The 14689-nt window shown below is 64.2% G+C and carries 16 protein-coding genes; 9 read left to right on the top strand and 7 right to left on the bottom strand.

The window, feature by feature from the left end; translation table 11 throughout:
• Window positions 1-104: 104 nt before the first annotated feature.
• The 3 genes from QZ755_RS03475 to QZ755_RS03465 are packed head-to-tail and all read right to left on the bottom strand — an operon-like array spanning window position 105 to window position 3057.
• Window positions 105-1151, bottom strand: a complete 1047-nt coding sequence (locus QZ755_RS03475) for a homocysteine S-methyltransferase family protein (RefSeq protein WP_294319983.1) — start codon at window positions 1149-1151, stop codon at window positions 105-107.
• A 14-nt stretch (window positions 1152-1165) separates the two neighbouring features.
• On the bottom strand, window positions 1166-2107 hold the full coding sequence (gene metF / locus QZ755_RS03470; protein ID WP_294319785.1) for a methylenetetrahydrofolate reductase [NAD(P)H]: 942 nt from the start codon (window positions 2105-2107) through the stop codon (window positions 1166-1168).
• Window positions 2104-3057 (bottom strand): metalloregulator ArsR/SmtB family transcription factor, encoded by a 954-nt coding sequence (locus QZ755_RS03465; RefSeq protein ID WP_294319783.1) that lies wholly within the window; start codon window positions 3055-3057, stop codon window positions 2104-2106. Before QZ755_RS03465 ends, metF begins: the two co-directional genes overlap by 4 nt.
• A 129-nt stretch (window positions 3058-3186) precedes the next feature.
• Between QZ755_RS03465 and QZ755_RS03460 the strand changes: the two genes are divergently transcribed.
• From QZ755_RS03460 to QZ755_RS03450, 3 genes are all read left to right on the top strand, one after another.
• The gene (locus QZ755_RS03460) at window positions 3187-3528 is read left to right on the top strand and encodes a hypothetical protein (RefSeq protein WP_294319781.1); all 342 of its coding nucleotides are present in this window, start codon (window positions 3187-3189) and stop codon (window positions 3526-3528) included.
• A 100-nt stretch (window positions 3529-3628) separates the two neighbouring features.
• Window positions 3629-3796, top strand: coding sequence for a hypothetical protein (locus QZ755_RS03455; RefSeq protein WP_294319780.1), 168 nt, complete (start codon window positions 3629-3631; stop codon window positions 3794-3796).
• Window positions 3793-4749 (top strand): aldo/keto reductase, encoded by a 957-nt coding sequence (locus tag QZ755_RS03450; protein WP_294319778.1) that lies wholly within the window; start codon window positions 3793-3795, stop codon window positions 4747-4749. Before QZ755_RS03455 ends, QZ755_RS03450 begins: the two co-directional genes overlap by 4 nt.
• Before the next feature lie 33 nt (window positions 4750-4782).
• On the opposite strand, the gene trxB is transcribed toward QZ755_RS03450, so the two are convergent.
• The gene (trxB, locus tag QZ755_RS03445) at window positions 4783-5754 is read right to left on the bottom strand and encodes a thioredoxin-disulfide reductase (protein WP_294319776.1); all 972 of its coding nucleotides are present in this window, start codon (window positions 5752-5754) and stop codon (window positions 4783-4785) included.
• Window positions 5755-6223: 469 nt separating this feature from the next.
• Here trxB and QZ755_RS03440 point away from each other — a divergent pair, with 469 nt between their 5' ends.
• The 4 genes from QZ755_RS03440 (at window position 6224) to QZ755_RS03425 (ending at window position 8805) form a co-directional block, all read left to right on the top strand.
• The gene (locus QZ755_RS03440; protein ID WP_294319773.1) at window positions 6224-7009 is read left to right on the top strand and encodes a helix-turn-helix domain-containing protein; all 786 of its coding nucleotides are present in this window, start codon (window positions 6224-6226) and stop codon (window positions 7007-7009) included.
• Window positions 7010-7486: 477 nt separating this feature from the next.
• Complete coding sequence (locus QZ755_RS03435) at window positions 7487-7978, top strand: helix-turn-helix transcriptional regulator (protein WP_294319771.1); 492 nt, start codon at window positions 7487-7489, stop codon at window positions 7976-7978.
• Window positions 7979-7998: 20 nt separating this feature from the next.
• Entirely contained in the window at window positions 7999-8346 is a 348-nt protein-coding gene (locus QZ755_RS03430) for a hypothetical protein (RefSeq protein ID WP_294319770.1), read from the top strand.
• A gap of 15 nt (window positions 8347-8361) precedes the next feature.
• Window positions 8362-8805: a hypothetical protein gene (locus QZ755_RS03425; protein WP_294319768.1), complete on the top strand. Its 444-nt coding sequence runs from the start codon at window positions 8362-8364 to the stop codon at window positions 8803-8805.
• Window positions 8806-9156: 351 nt separating this feature from the next.
• On the opposite strand, the gene QZ755_RS03420 is transcribed toward QZ755_RS03425, so the two are convergent.
• The 3 genes from QZ755_RS03420 to QZ755_RS03410 form a co-directional block, all read right to left on the bottom strand.
• Entirely contained in the window at window positions 9157-9387 is a 231-nt protein-coding gene (locus QZ755_RS03420; RefSeq protein WP_294319766.1) for a hypothetical protein, read from the bottom strand.
• Between the two features lie 265 nt (window positions 9388-9652).
• Window positions 9653-10696: a phage portal protein gene (locus QZ755_RS03415; RefSeq protein WP_294319764.1), complete on the bottom strand. Its 1044-nt coding sequence runs from the start codon at window positions 10694-10696 to the stop codon at window positions 9653-9655.
• On the bottom strand, window positions 10693-12516 hold the full coding sequence (locus QZ755_RS03410; protein ID WP_294319761.1) for a terminase family protein: 1824 nt from the start codon (window positions 12514-12516) through the stop codon (window positions 10693-10695). Before QZ755_RS03410 ends, QZ755_RS03415 begins: the two co-directional genes overlap by 4 nt.
• Before the next feature lie 155 nt (window positions 12517-12671).
• Between QZ755_RS03410 and QZ755_RS03405 the strand changes: the two genes are divergently transcribed.
• Both QZ755_RS03405 and QZ755_RS03400 read left to right on the top strand, forming a co-directional pair.
• Window positions 12672-13550, top strand: coding sequence for a GPO family capsid scaffolding protein (locus tag QZ755_RS03405; RefSeq protein ID WP_294319759.1), 879 nt, complete (start codon window positions 12672-12674; stop codon window positions 13548-13550).
• Between the two features lie 38 nt (window positions 13551-13588).
• Window positions 13589-14671 carry a phage major capsid protein, P2 family gene (locus tag QZ755_RS03400; RefSeq protein WP_294319757.1) on the top strand — a complete coding sequence of 361 codons (1083 nt, stop codon included), beginning with the start codon at window positions 13589-13591 and terminating at the stop codon, window positions 14669-14671.
• The last annotated feature ends 18 nt before the right edge of the window (window positions 14672-14689 follow it).

Raw genomic sequence — 14689 nt, 5'->3', positions numbered from 1 at the left:
TCTCCCCTTCAGGGGAGAGGGTCGGGGAGAGGGGACGTTGCGGAGAGGGCGGCGGACTGCCCCTCTCCCAACCCTCTCCCCCGAAGGGGAGAGGGCTTCTGCGATCAAGCCGCCATCGTAAACGGTTCCAGCCCCGCAAGGCGGGTCTGTACCGGCACGCCCGGCACCTTGCGCGGGGCGACGCCTGCCACGCGCTCGGCCATCGCCTTGATATGCGCCGGGGTCGATCCGCAGCAGCCGCCCAGGACGTTCACCTGCCCATGATCGGCCCAGTCGCCGACCAGCGCCGCCGTCGTCGCAGGTGCTTCGTCATAGGCGCCCAGTTCGTTGGGCAGGCCGGCGTTGGGATAGACCATGATCAGCGTGTCGCAGATATCGCTCAGCGTCTTCACATGTGGGCGCAGCTGTTCCGCGCCGAACGAACAGTTCAGCCCGATCGTCACCGGCTTCGCATGGCGGATCGCGTGCCAGAACGCTTCGACCGTATGGCCCGACAGGTTGCGGCCCGACAGGTCGGTCAGCGTCATCGACAACATGATCGGCAGGTCTCGGCCCAACGCCTGCCCCGCTTCGATCGCCGCCAGAACGCCGGCCTTCGCGTTCAGCGTGTCGAACACCGTCTCGATCAGAACGAAGTCGATGCCACCCGTCACCAGCGCGTCGATCTGTTCGCGGTACACACCCTTCAGATAATCGAAGTCTATCTCGCGATAGCCTGGATCGTTGACGTCGGGCGACAGCGACAGCGTCTTGTTGGTCGGCCCGATTGCGCCCGCCACGAACCGCGGTCGCCCATCGCGCGCGGCATAATCGTCGACCAGCCGGCGGGCGATCTGCGCGCTCTGGATATTGATGTCGGCGACCAGCGCTTCCGCGCCGTAATCGGCCTGGCTTATCAGGTTCGCGCTGAACGTGTTGGTCGACACGATGTCCGACCCGGCGTCCAGATAGGCGCGGGTGATCGTCTCCGGCACCTCCGGCTTGGTGATCGCCAATATGTCGTTATTGCCCTTCTGGTCGTGGCCGAGGGTCAGCGTGCCGGCATAATCGGCCTCGGACAGTTTCCAATTCTGGATTTCGGTGCCGAACGCGCCATCGGTGATGAGGACGCGCTTGGCGGCTTCGGCGTTCAGCCGTTCGCGGGCAGTGATCATGGCAGTTCCCTTCAGGCCGCCGCAGCGACCGGCGTCGCCTTCGGCCGAAGCCCCAGCAGATGGCAGATGGCGTAGGACAGTTCGGCACGGTTCAGCGTGTAGAAATGGAAGTCGCGCACCCCGCCGGCATAGAGCTTGCGGCACATTTCCGCAGCGACGGTCGCCGCCACCAGCGCACGCGCACCGGGATGATCGTCCAGCCCCTCGAACAACCGATCCATCCATGCCGGGATCGACGCGCCGCACATTCCGGCGAACTTGCGCACCTGTGCCACGTTCGACACCGGGAGGATGCCCGGCACCAGATCGGCGGTGATGCCCGCCGCCGCGGCAGCATCGCGGAAGCGGAAGAATGCCTCGGGCGTGAAGAAGAACTGGGTAATCGCCCGCGTCGCTCCGGCGTCCATCTTGCGCTTCAGATTATCGAGATCAGCCGCCTGATGCGCCGAATCCGGATGGCATTCGGGATAGGCAGCAACCGAAATCTCGAACGGGTGCAACTTCTGCAGACCCGCGACCAGCGCCGCTGCATTCTCATAGCCGTCGGGATGGGCGACGAACTTCTGCCCCATCGTCGGCGGATCGCCACGCAGCGCGACGATGTGACGCACACCGGCCGCCCAATATTCCTGCGCGACCTGATCGATCTCCGCGCGGCTCGCCTCGACACAGGTCAGGTGCGCGGCGGCGGGCATCGACGTTTCGCGGGCGATGCGGGCGACGGTCGCATGGGTCCGTTCGCGGGTCGATCCACCCGCGCCATAGGTGACACTGACAAACTTCGGTGCCAGCGGCTCCAGCGCGCGTACCGTTTCCCATAGCGCAGCTTCCATCTTCTCGGTCTTGGGCGGGAAGAATTCGAAACTGACGGCGCAATCGCCCGCCAGGTCGGCGAACAGCGGCGCGTCGAGCGCGCGGCGCGCCTCTTCGAGATCGGAAATCGTGGGAGTCATGCCGCCTTCACCTCTTGTACGTCATAGGCGCGCCGCGCCATCCACAGCTTCACGGTAAGCTCGCCGCCGCCCAGCGTCTCGATCGACACCGGCGCCAGCCCGGCATCGGCGAACCATCCGCGCATCTGTTCGTCGGAAAAACCCAACCGCGCATGGGCATCGCGCACCCGCAGTTCCTCGCGTTCGTGCGGCGCGAAGTCGCAGATCAGCAACCGCCCACCGGGCCGCAGCACGCGTGCCGCCTCCGCGATTGCGGCACCAGGATGCTGCACGAAATGCAACACATGGTGCAGTACCGCCGCATCCGCCGCGCCGGCGCCGAGCGGCAAAGCCTGAATATCGGCCTGTCGCAACTCGGCATGGTCTAGCCCACGCTCGGTAAGCTTGGCCCGCGCCAGCCGAAGCATTTCCGACGACCGATCGATGCCGATCGCCTGATCCGCCTGGGGTGCGAAGAGTTCGAGCATCCGCCCCGTGCCGGTGCCGATGTCGACCAGCAAGCCGATCCTGGCGCCACCCAGCGCCGCCAGCATCGCCCGTTCGACCTGTTCCTCGGCGACATGCAGCGACCGGATCGCATCCCATTCGCCGGCATGGGCCTCGAACCATGCCGCCGCGGCGGCCGCTCGATCGGCCCGAACCTCGGCCAGTCGCGCGCCATCGGCATCGCGCCACGCATCATCATTTGCCGCCCATGCATCCAGCGCGTCGAGCAGCGGCGCGACCAGCGCCGGCTCACCCAGCGCGACGAAGACCCAGCTGCCTTCCTTGCGACGGACCGTCAGTCCGGCATCGCACAAGATTTTGATGTGCCGGCTGACACGCGGCTGGCTCTGTTCCAGCACCTGCGCAAGTTCGCCGACCGACAGTTCCATCGACCGCAACAGCCCCAGAACCCGCAGGCGGGTCGCGTCGCTTGCCGCGCGCAATATGTCGAGGGCCGTTGCCATGATTTTTGATATAAAGAAATCTTTATATCAGGTCAATCGATGATACGCTGCGATGATCGCCGATCGTACGATGCAACCGCGGAAGCGCTCGCGCGTTGGGCGCCCGATCATAACGGAAGGGAAACCGCCATGAAGAAGCTCATTCTGCTGCCGCTCGCCGCCGCCGCATTTTCGATCGGTGCCTGCAGCCAGAAGGCGCAGAACGAAACCGGCGAGGCGGCCGATGCCGTTGCCGCCGACGTGAACGCGACCATGGGTGAAGCCGTCACCGACGTGAAGACCGCTGGTGACCGCGCCTTCGGCGCCGCCGAAAACGCCGCCGACCGTGCTGGCGACAAGATTGAGAACGCGACCGATCGCGCCGGTGCAGCGATCGATCGTGGCGCGGCAAAGGTCGATGCGGCAACCCAGAACGCGCAGCGCGAGACTGGTGAAGCACTGGAAAACGCCGGGCGCGACCTGAAGCGCTGATCGCGTCCGCGTAAGGAAACAAGGCCGTGTCCCGACGCAACGGGACACGGCCTTTTTCGTTTGGAGATCATCGATGCGCCCCGCCCCATCTCTCGCCCCCATGCTCGCCGCGCTGCTGCTCGTTGGATGCAGCAGGTCTGACGACCGATCGGCCCCCGGCGGCGTGACACAGGACGAGGCAGCGGCACTCAACGACGCCGCCGCCATGCTCGACAATGCTGCGCTGGACGCCCACGCCATCGCCCCCGACCCGAAGGAACGACCATGACCGACACCCCCCGCCGCGCGCTGGGCGCGACCGAGTTGGCAACACCGCCGATGATTCTGGGCGGCAATGTGTTTGGCTGGACGGTCGATCGCGACGCCAGCTTCCGTATCCTCGACGCGTTCGTCGATCGGGGTGGCACGATGATCGACACCGCCGACGTCTATTCAGCATGGGTCGATGGTCATGCGGGTGGCGAATCGGAAACGATCATCGGCGAGTGGCTGCGCCGGTCCGGCAAGCGCGATCAGGTGTTGATCGCTACCAAGGTTGGCATGTTCCCGGGCGAAGGTGGTGCGAAGCTGGCCCCCGCCCGTATCGCGGCGGCGGCAGAGGCCTCGCTGCGCCGGCTCGGCACCGATCATATCGATCTCTACTACGCGCATCAGGATGACGATGACACGCCGCAAGCCGACTATCTGGCGGCGTTCGGGCGGCTGATCGATGCGGGGCAGGTACGCGTGCTGGGCGCGTCCAATTTCCGCGCGATACGGCTGAAATCGGCGCTGGACCTTGCGACGTTGGAGGGGCTGCCTCGATTCCACGCGCTGCAGCCCGAATATAATCTTGTCAGCCGCCACAAATTTGAGGGCGAGCTGCAGAATCTGTGCGTCGAACATAATATCGGGGTCGCCCCCTACTATGGCCTCGCCGCCGGTTTCCTCACCGGCAAATATCGTTCGACCGCCGACCTGTCGAAAAGCGTGCGCGGCGGCGGAATGGCCGATCTGCTGGCGGGCAAGGGGGCGACCGTCCTCGCGGCAATGGACGCCGTCGCCGCCGAAACCGGCGCGACCCTGCCCCAGATCGCCTTGGCGTGGCTGGCAGCACAGAAGGGCGTCGTGGCCCCGATCGCCAGCGCTACCAGCGTCGAACAACTGGAGGAACTGGTCGGCGCGTGGGAACTGACGCTCACACCCAATCAGCTCGCGCGCCTGACCGACGCGGGCGTATGAGACACCTCGCCGGGCACTGCGCCCGGCGAGCGGTCACTCGGCGGCTTCGGCTACGTCGGCAAACTCCACCGCCTGCAGGAAGCGTTCGGCGTCCAGTGCCGCCATGCAACCGGTGCCCGCTGCCGTCACCGCCTGCCGATATGTCTTGTCCATCACGTCGCCGCACGCGAACACGCCTGGCACGCTGGTCCGCGTCGATCCCGTCTCGACGGCGATATAACCGTCGTCATCCAGCGCGATATGCCCGCGGAACAATTCGGTCGCCGGATGGTGGCCGATCGCGACAAAGCCGCCATCGACTTCCAGCATCGACAGTTCGCCGGTTACCGTGTCCTTCAACTCGATCCCGACCAGCCCATGCGGGTCGCCGCCACCGACGAAGCGCTCGACCTGCTTGTTCCACAGCACGCTGATCTTCTCGCTGGCGAACAGCCGCTGTTGAAGGATGCGCTCGGCGCGGAAGCTGTCGCGGCGGTGGATGATCGTTACGTCGTCGCTGTGGTTGGTCAGGTACAGCGCCTCCTCGACCGCGGTATTGCCGCCGCCGATTACCGCGACCTTCTTGCCGCGATAGAAGAATCCGTCGCAGGTCGCACAGGCCGACACGCCCTTGCCCTTCAGCAATTCCTCGCTGTCGAGGCCAAGCCATCGCGCCTGTGCCCCGGTGGCGATCACCAGCACCTCGCCCTCATACACATCGCCGCTGTCGCCGGTCAGGCGGAACGGACGGCGGGTCACATCGACATCGACGATCGTGTCCCACATCATCCGCGTACCGACATGCTCGGCCTGGGCCTGCATCTCGCCCATCAGCCAAGGCCCCTGCACCACATCGCGGAAGCCCGGATAGTTTTCGACATCGGTCGTCGTCATCAACTGGCCACCAGGCTGGATGCCCTGCACCACGATCGGCTCCATACCCGCCCGTGCGCCGTAAATGGCAGCGGACAGGCCGGCCGGCCCCGAACCGAGGACGAGCATACGGGTGTGGTGCGTAACAGCCATGAGATCAAATTCCGTTCGAAGCGAGCGGCACGTCTATGCCGGTCGCGGGGTCGAACGCAACATGGGGAACGTCCTGCACCACGCAACCCACGCGACCAGCGACCGCAGCGCCTAGAGCGCGACCATCAGGATTACCGCCCAGAGCGGGAGGGCGAGGAGCAATCCGTACAGAAGGCCCGCCATCCGGGGCGGGCGATCCCGCTCGTCGCGGACCAGAATCGGGTGAAGGGGGGCAACGATCGGCATGGCGGCTATCCTCTCTCGCTGATGTCGTTAACCATCAACGAACGAAGCGCTCGCGAGTTCGGACAATCTGAACGTCCGATGAAGAAATTACCGATGTTTTTAAGCGCGCACGCTGCGGCGGGTGGTAGCGAAGGAGGGATTTGAACCCCCGACCCCAGGATTATGATACCGCCATAACCCATTGAGAAGTTTAGCCCGTTTCCCGATCCGGGATATATTTGGCGTGCCAAAATCAAAGACTTACGGGTCGTTTCCAAACCGCAACCGAACTGCGTTCGGCGGTCTGGCAGCGGAAGTTTTGCACCGCACTTCAGGTTTCCGGAAGGACCGCGGGGCGACGGACCCCGTACGCCGCGACAGCTATCACGAGACCTCGCCGAAGGCGCAGCCCTGGCGCCAGCATCGTCATGGTGGCGGTAGCCGCAAGCACTGGGCGGCCATCAGAGGCGCAGCGCTCGGCGCATTCGATCGGCTATACCGCGCGCATAGCATCGACCTGCGCCAAGCGCGCGCTGACCGGCGCGCCGGCACGCGCGAAGACGTCACGCCGACCAGCGAACGGCTGCACGGCGATGATCGCGCAATCCTCTGGTATCTGCTCGATCGGTACAACCACCTGACCGGTCAGCTATTCCCAAGCTACGCCACGATCGCGGCCGAGACGGGCAAGAGCCTCGGCTTCGTAAAGGCGTCGCTCGCCAGACTGAAGCGGTTTGGGTTCGTCAGCTGGGTCCGACGTACGAAGACCAAGGAAGGGGCGGAGGGCAATGCAGGTCCCCAGCTGGAGCAGACATCCAACGCCTATTACTTCGACTGGGCGGTGCAGCTGGTTACCGAGGCGAAGTCGACGTTCCAGAACCTTTTGACGATCGCCCTGAAGAAGCTGCGAGGGGGCGCAATGCCGGCTCGGCCGGCCACGCCGTTGAACCCGGAGCTGGCGGCCATCCTATCGCGGATGAGCGCTTCGATCGATCAGCGCGACGGCCTTGTGTCTAGTGCGAGTTCATAGTTTGCCGACTACCCGCTGGTAGAATCAAGATTGAAGAGGAATCGCTACGCGATACGCTGATTTGATTGTCCCCTCCCCTTCACACGGCACACCCGCCCCCATCCGACACGCCCTCGGCGACCGTCGGTCGGAGCGGCTCGCGCCGCTCCGATGGCTTAGCGACGGGGACGAGCACGACCCGTGCCACCCGAATTGCAGCCGTCGCGCGCGCGGGCACGCTGGCTGCGTCGATCTGCGTCGCACGGGCGCGCCCAATTCGCGGCGATCAGCCGCTGTTTCACCCTAGGGGACCGGCGGTGCGGTCCATGCGTCAAAAGCGCCACGAAAAGAGCGCGGGCGAGGCGGGGGGAATAGCGCGCAATTCGGGTCGGCAATCGCTGCACTTACTTCGGTTCACGCAATTTGTGCGGCGACCGACCGACCGATTGATCCAGCTGCGGGACGTTGGTTTGGTCCGATATGGCGGTATGAACACCTGTGCCCGAATCAGATGCCTTATCCCGTCTCACGCCGCGCGAGCGCCGGTGCCTTGAACTCGTCGCCCTGCATTTCGATACGGGTCAGATTGCTGCTGAGCTTGGCATCTCACCCGCAACCGTGAACGGCTACCTCGCGGATGCCCGTCAGAAACTGGGCGCACGCAATAGAAAGGAGGCCGCTCGAATACTCCGCTCGTCCGACGCCGACCGTAAGGAAGCTACCCCCACCGAACATACCGGTGAAATTGATCGGGTTGAGGGCGAAGTCACTGCCGGGGCAACCGTGGTTTCGCAGCTGGAGCCGGCAGCGTCAGGGGGATGGGTCTCCCGGATGCTGTATCTAGAGCGGGTGATCGCGCCTCACGAGTTAGGGCTCGGACGTCGCCTGCTCATGATCGTTGGTATGGTCGTGGCGCTTTGCGTCGCGCTCGCCATGTCGGTTGTTGCTGCCGTAGGCCTCGTGTCCATCTTCACGAACCTGCGCCCATAACCTGAACAGGGGGTTTCGCGATGGTTAAGCCGCTCCATCCGGTCATTACAGATATTACGCATGGCCTGCTCACCGCCGAGCAGTCCGCAGACGACGCCATCGTTTCCGCCGCGACCATGGTACAGTCCCTGGTAGCCGATCGTCGGCAACTGCAACTGAAGTTCGGGATCATTCAAGCGCCGCTGACTGACGCCGTGAAGGCGATGATGCTCACGGTCGAGGCCCGCGCTCATCTGGGGCGGTGTCACAAGCGGATGCACGAGATCGGCGTCGAACACGAATTCTTCGAGCCGACGTCCCATGGCGATATCTTTCCCACGACCGGCGACCCTGAACCCATCAAGCAATCGCTGTCGCTGGTTGCCTGACGTCGATCGACAAGCGTGAATGCCTACCTCTATCTAGCGACCCTGCTGACGGTCTCCGTGTGGAGCTTTAGTCGAGGCGGTGCGCCAGAGCGGCTGGCGATGGCGGCAATCGTGGTTGCCGTTTTCGCCACCGCTGCAGTTGCGTCGCATCGCATCTTCGGCGGCCGAGAGGTAGGCGTTTTCGCCGTCGATACAATTCTCACTTTAGTTATTGTGACGCTGGCATTGCTGGCGGAGAGGTTTTGGCTCCTATGGCTAGCCGCGATCCTGATCGTCAGCTTACTGCTGCAATTGGCAATCTGGTACGCGCCGCTCTACTATCGGGACGTCTATCTGATCCTGCATGCGATGAGCGCGTATCCTACGCTTATTCTCATTTTGCTCGGAACGCTAAGACATCGCCATCGAATGAAGACGAAGGGTTACGACCCGTCCTGGTCCAAAGACGACCGAGCGTGATGGCGTACCGAGCGCGTGCCATCATTTCGTTTAGGGCGAAGGTCGCGGAAATTGCGCCCGTTCCTATGACCGACCCGATACAGGACGCTCTTCTTCAATTGTACGTCGCTGAAGAAGAGCAAACGGAAATGTCGGTATCCGCCATCGGCCCGTTAATTCGCGTGGCCCAAACGACTTGGCTTCGATATATGCTCATGATGGAGCAGGCAGGCTTGATTATCCGGACGAATGACCCGAACGACAGGCGCCGTTGCTGGTTGACGCTATCTCGCGACTGCAAGGCAAAGCTCGACGATTTCATATCTGATTTTTGGTGAGCCTTTCTGCCTAGCTAAAGTCAACCGACCTCTGTCAATACGCGTGATAGTCCAGTTCGGCATGATCGAGTGCGGCCAGCGCCACGCCGTCGGCGTGCGCCCTCTCGAAATGCGCGCGGACATCATCGACGGTACCGCACCGGGGGAAGGCTCGGTCGCGGCGCGCCTGGTCGGCGATCGCATCGATCCAGTCGCCGCGATCGCGCTGCGACAACAGCCACCCGGCAAAGTCGAGACGGCGCTCGCCGTATCGATCAACCTCCATGCCACTGCTCCATTGCGAGTCGGTGGAACGGATATATCTGTTCCCTTATTGTTCCGCAATTGGCGACGCGACGGCATGGTTGTCCCGCCGCCGCGTTACCGTCAGCGATCGTTCGCCGGTGTCGCCCCCGCGATGCCGCCGGTGTCGAAATTGGCGATCACCAGCTCGCTGACCTTCTTCGCTTCGCCAGCACCGACCGTATAGGTCACCGGCAATACGACCTGGTCGAACCGCGTGAAAACCCGAGCGGCCGACGGGGTATCTCTTATGCTGCTTCGGCGTCCTCGAACACGACAGCCGGGAGGCCCAAGCGGTCGTTGAAATCGAGAAAGACCGCCTTCAGTGGCCGGATTTCGTTCCGCTCGAAAGCAGCGTTCGCGTCGGTTGGGTTGCCGAACGCGGATCCTTGTGCCGGCACGATGCCGAGCAGCTGCGGCGGCACGCGATGTGCTGCCATGACGTCGGCGGCCGAGGCGGACTTGATGCCGAGGAATTCGTCCTTAGCCGCGGCTTCGGCGATCGGGATGATCTTGATCGAATGTTCCTTGCCGTTGGGCGCGTGGACGAACATCGACCGGAAGTTGCCCGGTCCCTTGGCGGCCTTCATCGCCGCTTTCAGCTTGTCGGTGTCGGCGACATCGATGTCGCCGGTGGCGTACATGATGTAGCCAGCGTGCGCGCCGTTGAGATAGTAACGCCGGCGGAACAAAGTTGCCGCCTCATTCAGCAGCGCGGCCTGCAGAGCCGACATATATTCGGGCACGCCGTACAGCTCCTGATTGACATCCGGCTGCATCAACTGGATCACCGATCCGCGCTCAAATTCCTGTTCCTGCATCGATCCGGGGACATAGAACCACCGCCCCGCCTCAACCCCGCGCCGGGTGTATTTCGCCGGCGTATAATCGAGACGGAGGGTGGACCCGGCGATGTTGCGCACCTTCACCGCGAAACAATCTCCGAACACCAGATAGTCCTGTACCAGCTTGGTAAAGGTGTCGCGCGATAGCCATTGCGTCGGCCGGAAGGCACCCAGCAGCTGGTTGCGCTTGAAGATGATCGCGCTCGAATGATGGGGCGACACCCGGAACGCCCGCGCGAGGCCCTGCCGCGACACTGGGGGTTCGTACCACCGATTGTTGTGCGGGCATTCCAGCATGTCGAGCAGCAGCGACCGGTCAAGCACCGGCTCCGGATCGCCGAAACTGAACGCCTCGATCGCGGTGCCGCGATCGTTCGCCGGCACGATCGCGCCGGCCGACGCGGCACGCGCCTGTCGCGCGCTCATCCGCTGGGTGCGCTTGCTCATTCGATGATCTCCATGGAGCCTTTCGGCTTTTCCTTGCCGTCGAGCGGTTCGTTGATGAGGATGTGCATCGCCGCCCAGGCGATATCGGCATGACCGTCCTGCCCGCCCCGCCCAGCCTTGAACGTGATGTTCCGCCCGCTGGTCGTGATCGTCTTCTTGATCGAGATGAACGAGCTGACGACGTCCATGTACAGGCTGTCGAACGCGAGCCGGCCACGACGCACGATGTTCTGCGCCTTCATGACCATCGCGGCCTTCACCTCGAGCGAATATTCGATCTTGGTCACGCCGCCGATGCCGCTGTCGGGTTTGGCGAGCAGCTGGTGGACGCCGGCACCGACACCGGTCGCGTCGATGCCGAGGTACGTCACGGTGTAGCGCGACAGCACCGCCTTAATGAACTCGGCCTGTTGCTCGAAATCGAGGCCGCGCAGCTGGTGGCGTTCGAGAATCCGGAACTTGCCGCCGGGCGACGTCGGCGGCGCCATGATGACCAGCGCCGCGTTGTCACCGTCCTCGCTGTTCTGCGGATCATAGCCGGCCCACACCGCACGGTTGGCATAGGGTCGCGCCGCCTCCGGATCGAAGTCGGTCCATTCGACCAGGCTGTCGCAGCCGAGCGCGACCAGGTCGTTGAACCGGAAGGCGCTCAGGCTATCGTCGACGAATACGCACCCGAACAGGTTGGCGAACTCATCCTCGGCATACTCGTCCTGCAGCTCGTCCAGGTCGACCAGGTCGAACCCCTTTTCGATCGCGTCATGAACGGTGACGATCTGGCGCCAGACCGCATCCTCGCACAGCCGCCCGTCCTTCAGCGCGGCATGGCTGACATCGATCTCGATCCGGTCGGCCTTCGCCTTGCGCCGGTTGCGCCGCTCGCCGGTCCAATAGGGATAGGCGAGATGGGCGACGGTCGACGGTGTCGAGAAATAGGTCTTCCGCCAGTGCTTGTGCGTCGCCATGCCGCTGGCGACTTTGTTCAGCTCCTCGAACCCGTGGACCCAGAAGAATTCGTCGAAATAGAAATTGCCGCTGCGGCCCTGCGCCGTGCGAAAATTGGTGCCGAGGAAGTGCAGCTCGGCCGCCGCTTCGCCCTCGGGGCGTAGCGCGCTGGTGATCAGCATCGGGTCACCCTTCAGGTCGACCCCGACCAGCTTGGCAAACCCGACGATGTAATTGCGGAACTGGTGTGCCTGCGCCTTGCTGGCGCTCAGGAAAATCTGGTTGCGACCGCTCTCGATCGCGTCGATCAGGGCCTCGAACGCGAAATAATAGGTCGCACCGATCTGGCGCGACTTCAGGATCATGCGGGTGCGGCGCGACAGGTTCGCCCACCACGTTTCCTGATAGCCGAACAGCTGGTCGAGGAAGATCGCCTTCAGCTCGGCCGCCTGCTCGGCGCTGAAAAAGTTCGCCGGCGTCTTTTCCTTGCGCGGCGCGGTGTTGCGGTTCCGGACCCTCTCGTTCAGATCGCCTTCGTGCCCGCCGGGCTCCTCGTAGCGGCGGACCTTCGCCAGCGCCGCGACCTGCCGACCGAGCAGGTCGATTTCCTTGAAATCGCCCGGCGTCTTCTTGTCCTTGGCGATGAGCATCATCCATCGCGCCTCGAGGCAGTCCTCCAGGCGCCGGATGCTGGGCACATCGTCCCAACGCCCACGATCCTTCCACGACTGGACGGTGGTCCGCGCCACCTCCAGCTCTTCCGCGATCTGACTGACCTCCCACCCGCGCCAGTACAGGCTGCGCGCGGCGCGGCGCCGATCCTCGATCGGTAGCGTCAGCGGATTGCGAAGGAAGGGTGCGGTTGCGGGTTCCATGGCCGCGACCCTAGCCACGTCCCACCCCCGCCCCGGAGCCACCGGCAATCGTAGAGTGCGTCTCTACGATTGCGCCCGCTTGAGAAGCGGCCCGCCTTCCGCCCCTGTGGCGGTCATCGCCCTGCCCGGCATTTGACCCCCGAGGACCGCACCCCATGGCCAAGACCCGCTTTTTCCGCATCGCCGTCGAGGGCGGCACCACCGACGGCCGCGTGATCGAGCGCAGCTGGATCGAGCAGATGGCCGCCGGCTACAACCGCGCGACCTACACCGCCTCGATCAACTGCGAGCATCTGCGCGGCTATTCCCCCGAGCCGCCGTTCAACAGTTACGGCGTGGTTGACGCCCTGAAGACGGAAGAAATCGAGATCGAGGTCGCGGGCAAGAAGGAAAAGCGCCTCGCCCTGCTCGCCTCGCTGGAGCCGAACGACCAGCTGCTCGCCATCAACCGCCAGCGCCAGAAGCTGTTCACCTCGTGCGAGATTACGCCGAACATGGGCGGCAGCGGCAAGGCCGGCCTGGTCGGCCTCGCCGTCACCGACAATCCCGCGTCGCTCGGTACCGAGATGCTGGAATTCGCCGCCGGCAAGGGCGACGCGAACCCGTTTCATTCACGCAAGCAGGACAAGGCGAACGTCTTTTCCGCCGCGCTCGAAGCCGACATCGCGCTCGATGACGTAAGCGACCCGACTGGGGTTTTCAGTTCGATGAAGGCGATGTTCGACGGGTTCGCCGCCAAGTTCGCCAAGGGTGAAGACAAGCCGGCCGAAACGCCTTCCACGCCGCCCGCACCGACCGGCGGCGCCGGTGGGAAGGAACCGGCGAATGACAACTTCGCCCAGTTCGCGAGCCAGTTCGGCGAGACGATGACGCAGGCGATCGCCGCCGCGTTCACGCCGCTGAACAACACGGTCGCCTCGATCCAGACCGACCTGTCTGCGCTCAAGCAGCAGGTCGAAACCACCGAAGCCCCGAACAGCTTCCAGCGCAAGGCCGCCACGGGTGGCAACGGCGCGGTGCTGACCGACTGCTGATCGACCCCCGCCCCCGACACGCCGCACAGGACACCCCCATGCACAACCAGACCCGCCCCCTATTCAACGCGCTGACTGCCCAGGTCGCGTCGCTCAACGGCGTCGCCGATGCAACCGTCTCCTTCTCGGTCGCGCCCGTCGTCGAACAGAAGCTGGAGGAGAACGTCCAGCAGTCGAGCGAATTCCTCCAGCGCATCAACTTCATCACGGTCGATGCGCAGGAAGGTGCCAAGGTCGGCGTCGGCGTTACGCGCCCGATCGCGAGCCGTACCCAGACCGACAGCAAGACCGGCAAGCGCCGCACGCCGACGGACCCGACCGACACCGGCGACAAGGGCAAGTATCGCTGCGAGATCACGCACAGCGACGTCGCCATCAAGTACGCCCGACTTGACCAGTGGCGCCACCGCCCCGAGTTCCAGACGCTCGTGCGCGATGTCATCATCAAGCAGCAGGGCCGCGACATCATCATGATCGGGTGGAACGGCGTCGCCTGCGCGGCCAACACCGACGCCGTCGCATACCCGCTGTTGCAGGACGTCAATTACGGGTGGCTCTACAAGATCCGCACGTTCGCCCCGACCAAGCACATGGCGGGCGGCGACATTACGCCCGAAACCCGTAACGGCGCGGGCGTCGTGACCGCCGGCGGCAAGGTGTACGTCGCCGACGGCACGCCGGGACAGGACGTGGATTACGTCAATCTCGACGCGCTGGTCTACGACGCGACCGAGCTGCTGGCCGAATGGCACCGCGACGATACCGACCTCGTCGTGATTTGCGGTCGCAACCTGGTGCACGCGCACTTCGCCAACTTCATCAATTCGGCGGGCAACACCCCGACCGAGGTGGAAGCGCGCAACCGCATCCTGACCCTGCCCAAACAGATTGGCGGCAAGACGGCGGTGATGGTCCCGTTCTTTCCGCCGAACGCCCTGCTCATCACCCGGCTCGACAACCTGTCGCGCTACGCCCAGGCGGGCACCCGCCGCCGGCAGATCGTCGATGAGCCGGAATACGAGCAGATCGCCGACTATCAGTCGCTGAACGAAAGCTACGTGGTCGAGGATTACGACCAGGTCGCGTTCGTCGAGAACATCGTGCTGGGCAAGAAGCTCTAACCGGCTCCGCCCCGCACG

The sequence above is a fragment of the uncultured Sphingomonas sp. genome (assembly GCF_913776855.1).
Taxonomy (GTDB): Bacteria; Pseudomonadota; Alphaproteobacteria; order Sphingomonadales; family Sphingomonadaceae; genus Sphingomonas.
The sequence above is the reverse complement of the archived record's forward strand: the minus strand, read 5'-3'. Positions and strand labels throughout refer to the sequence as shown.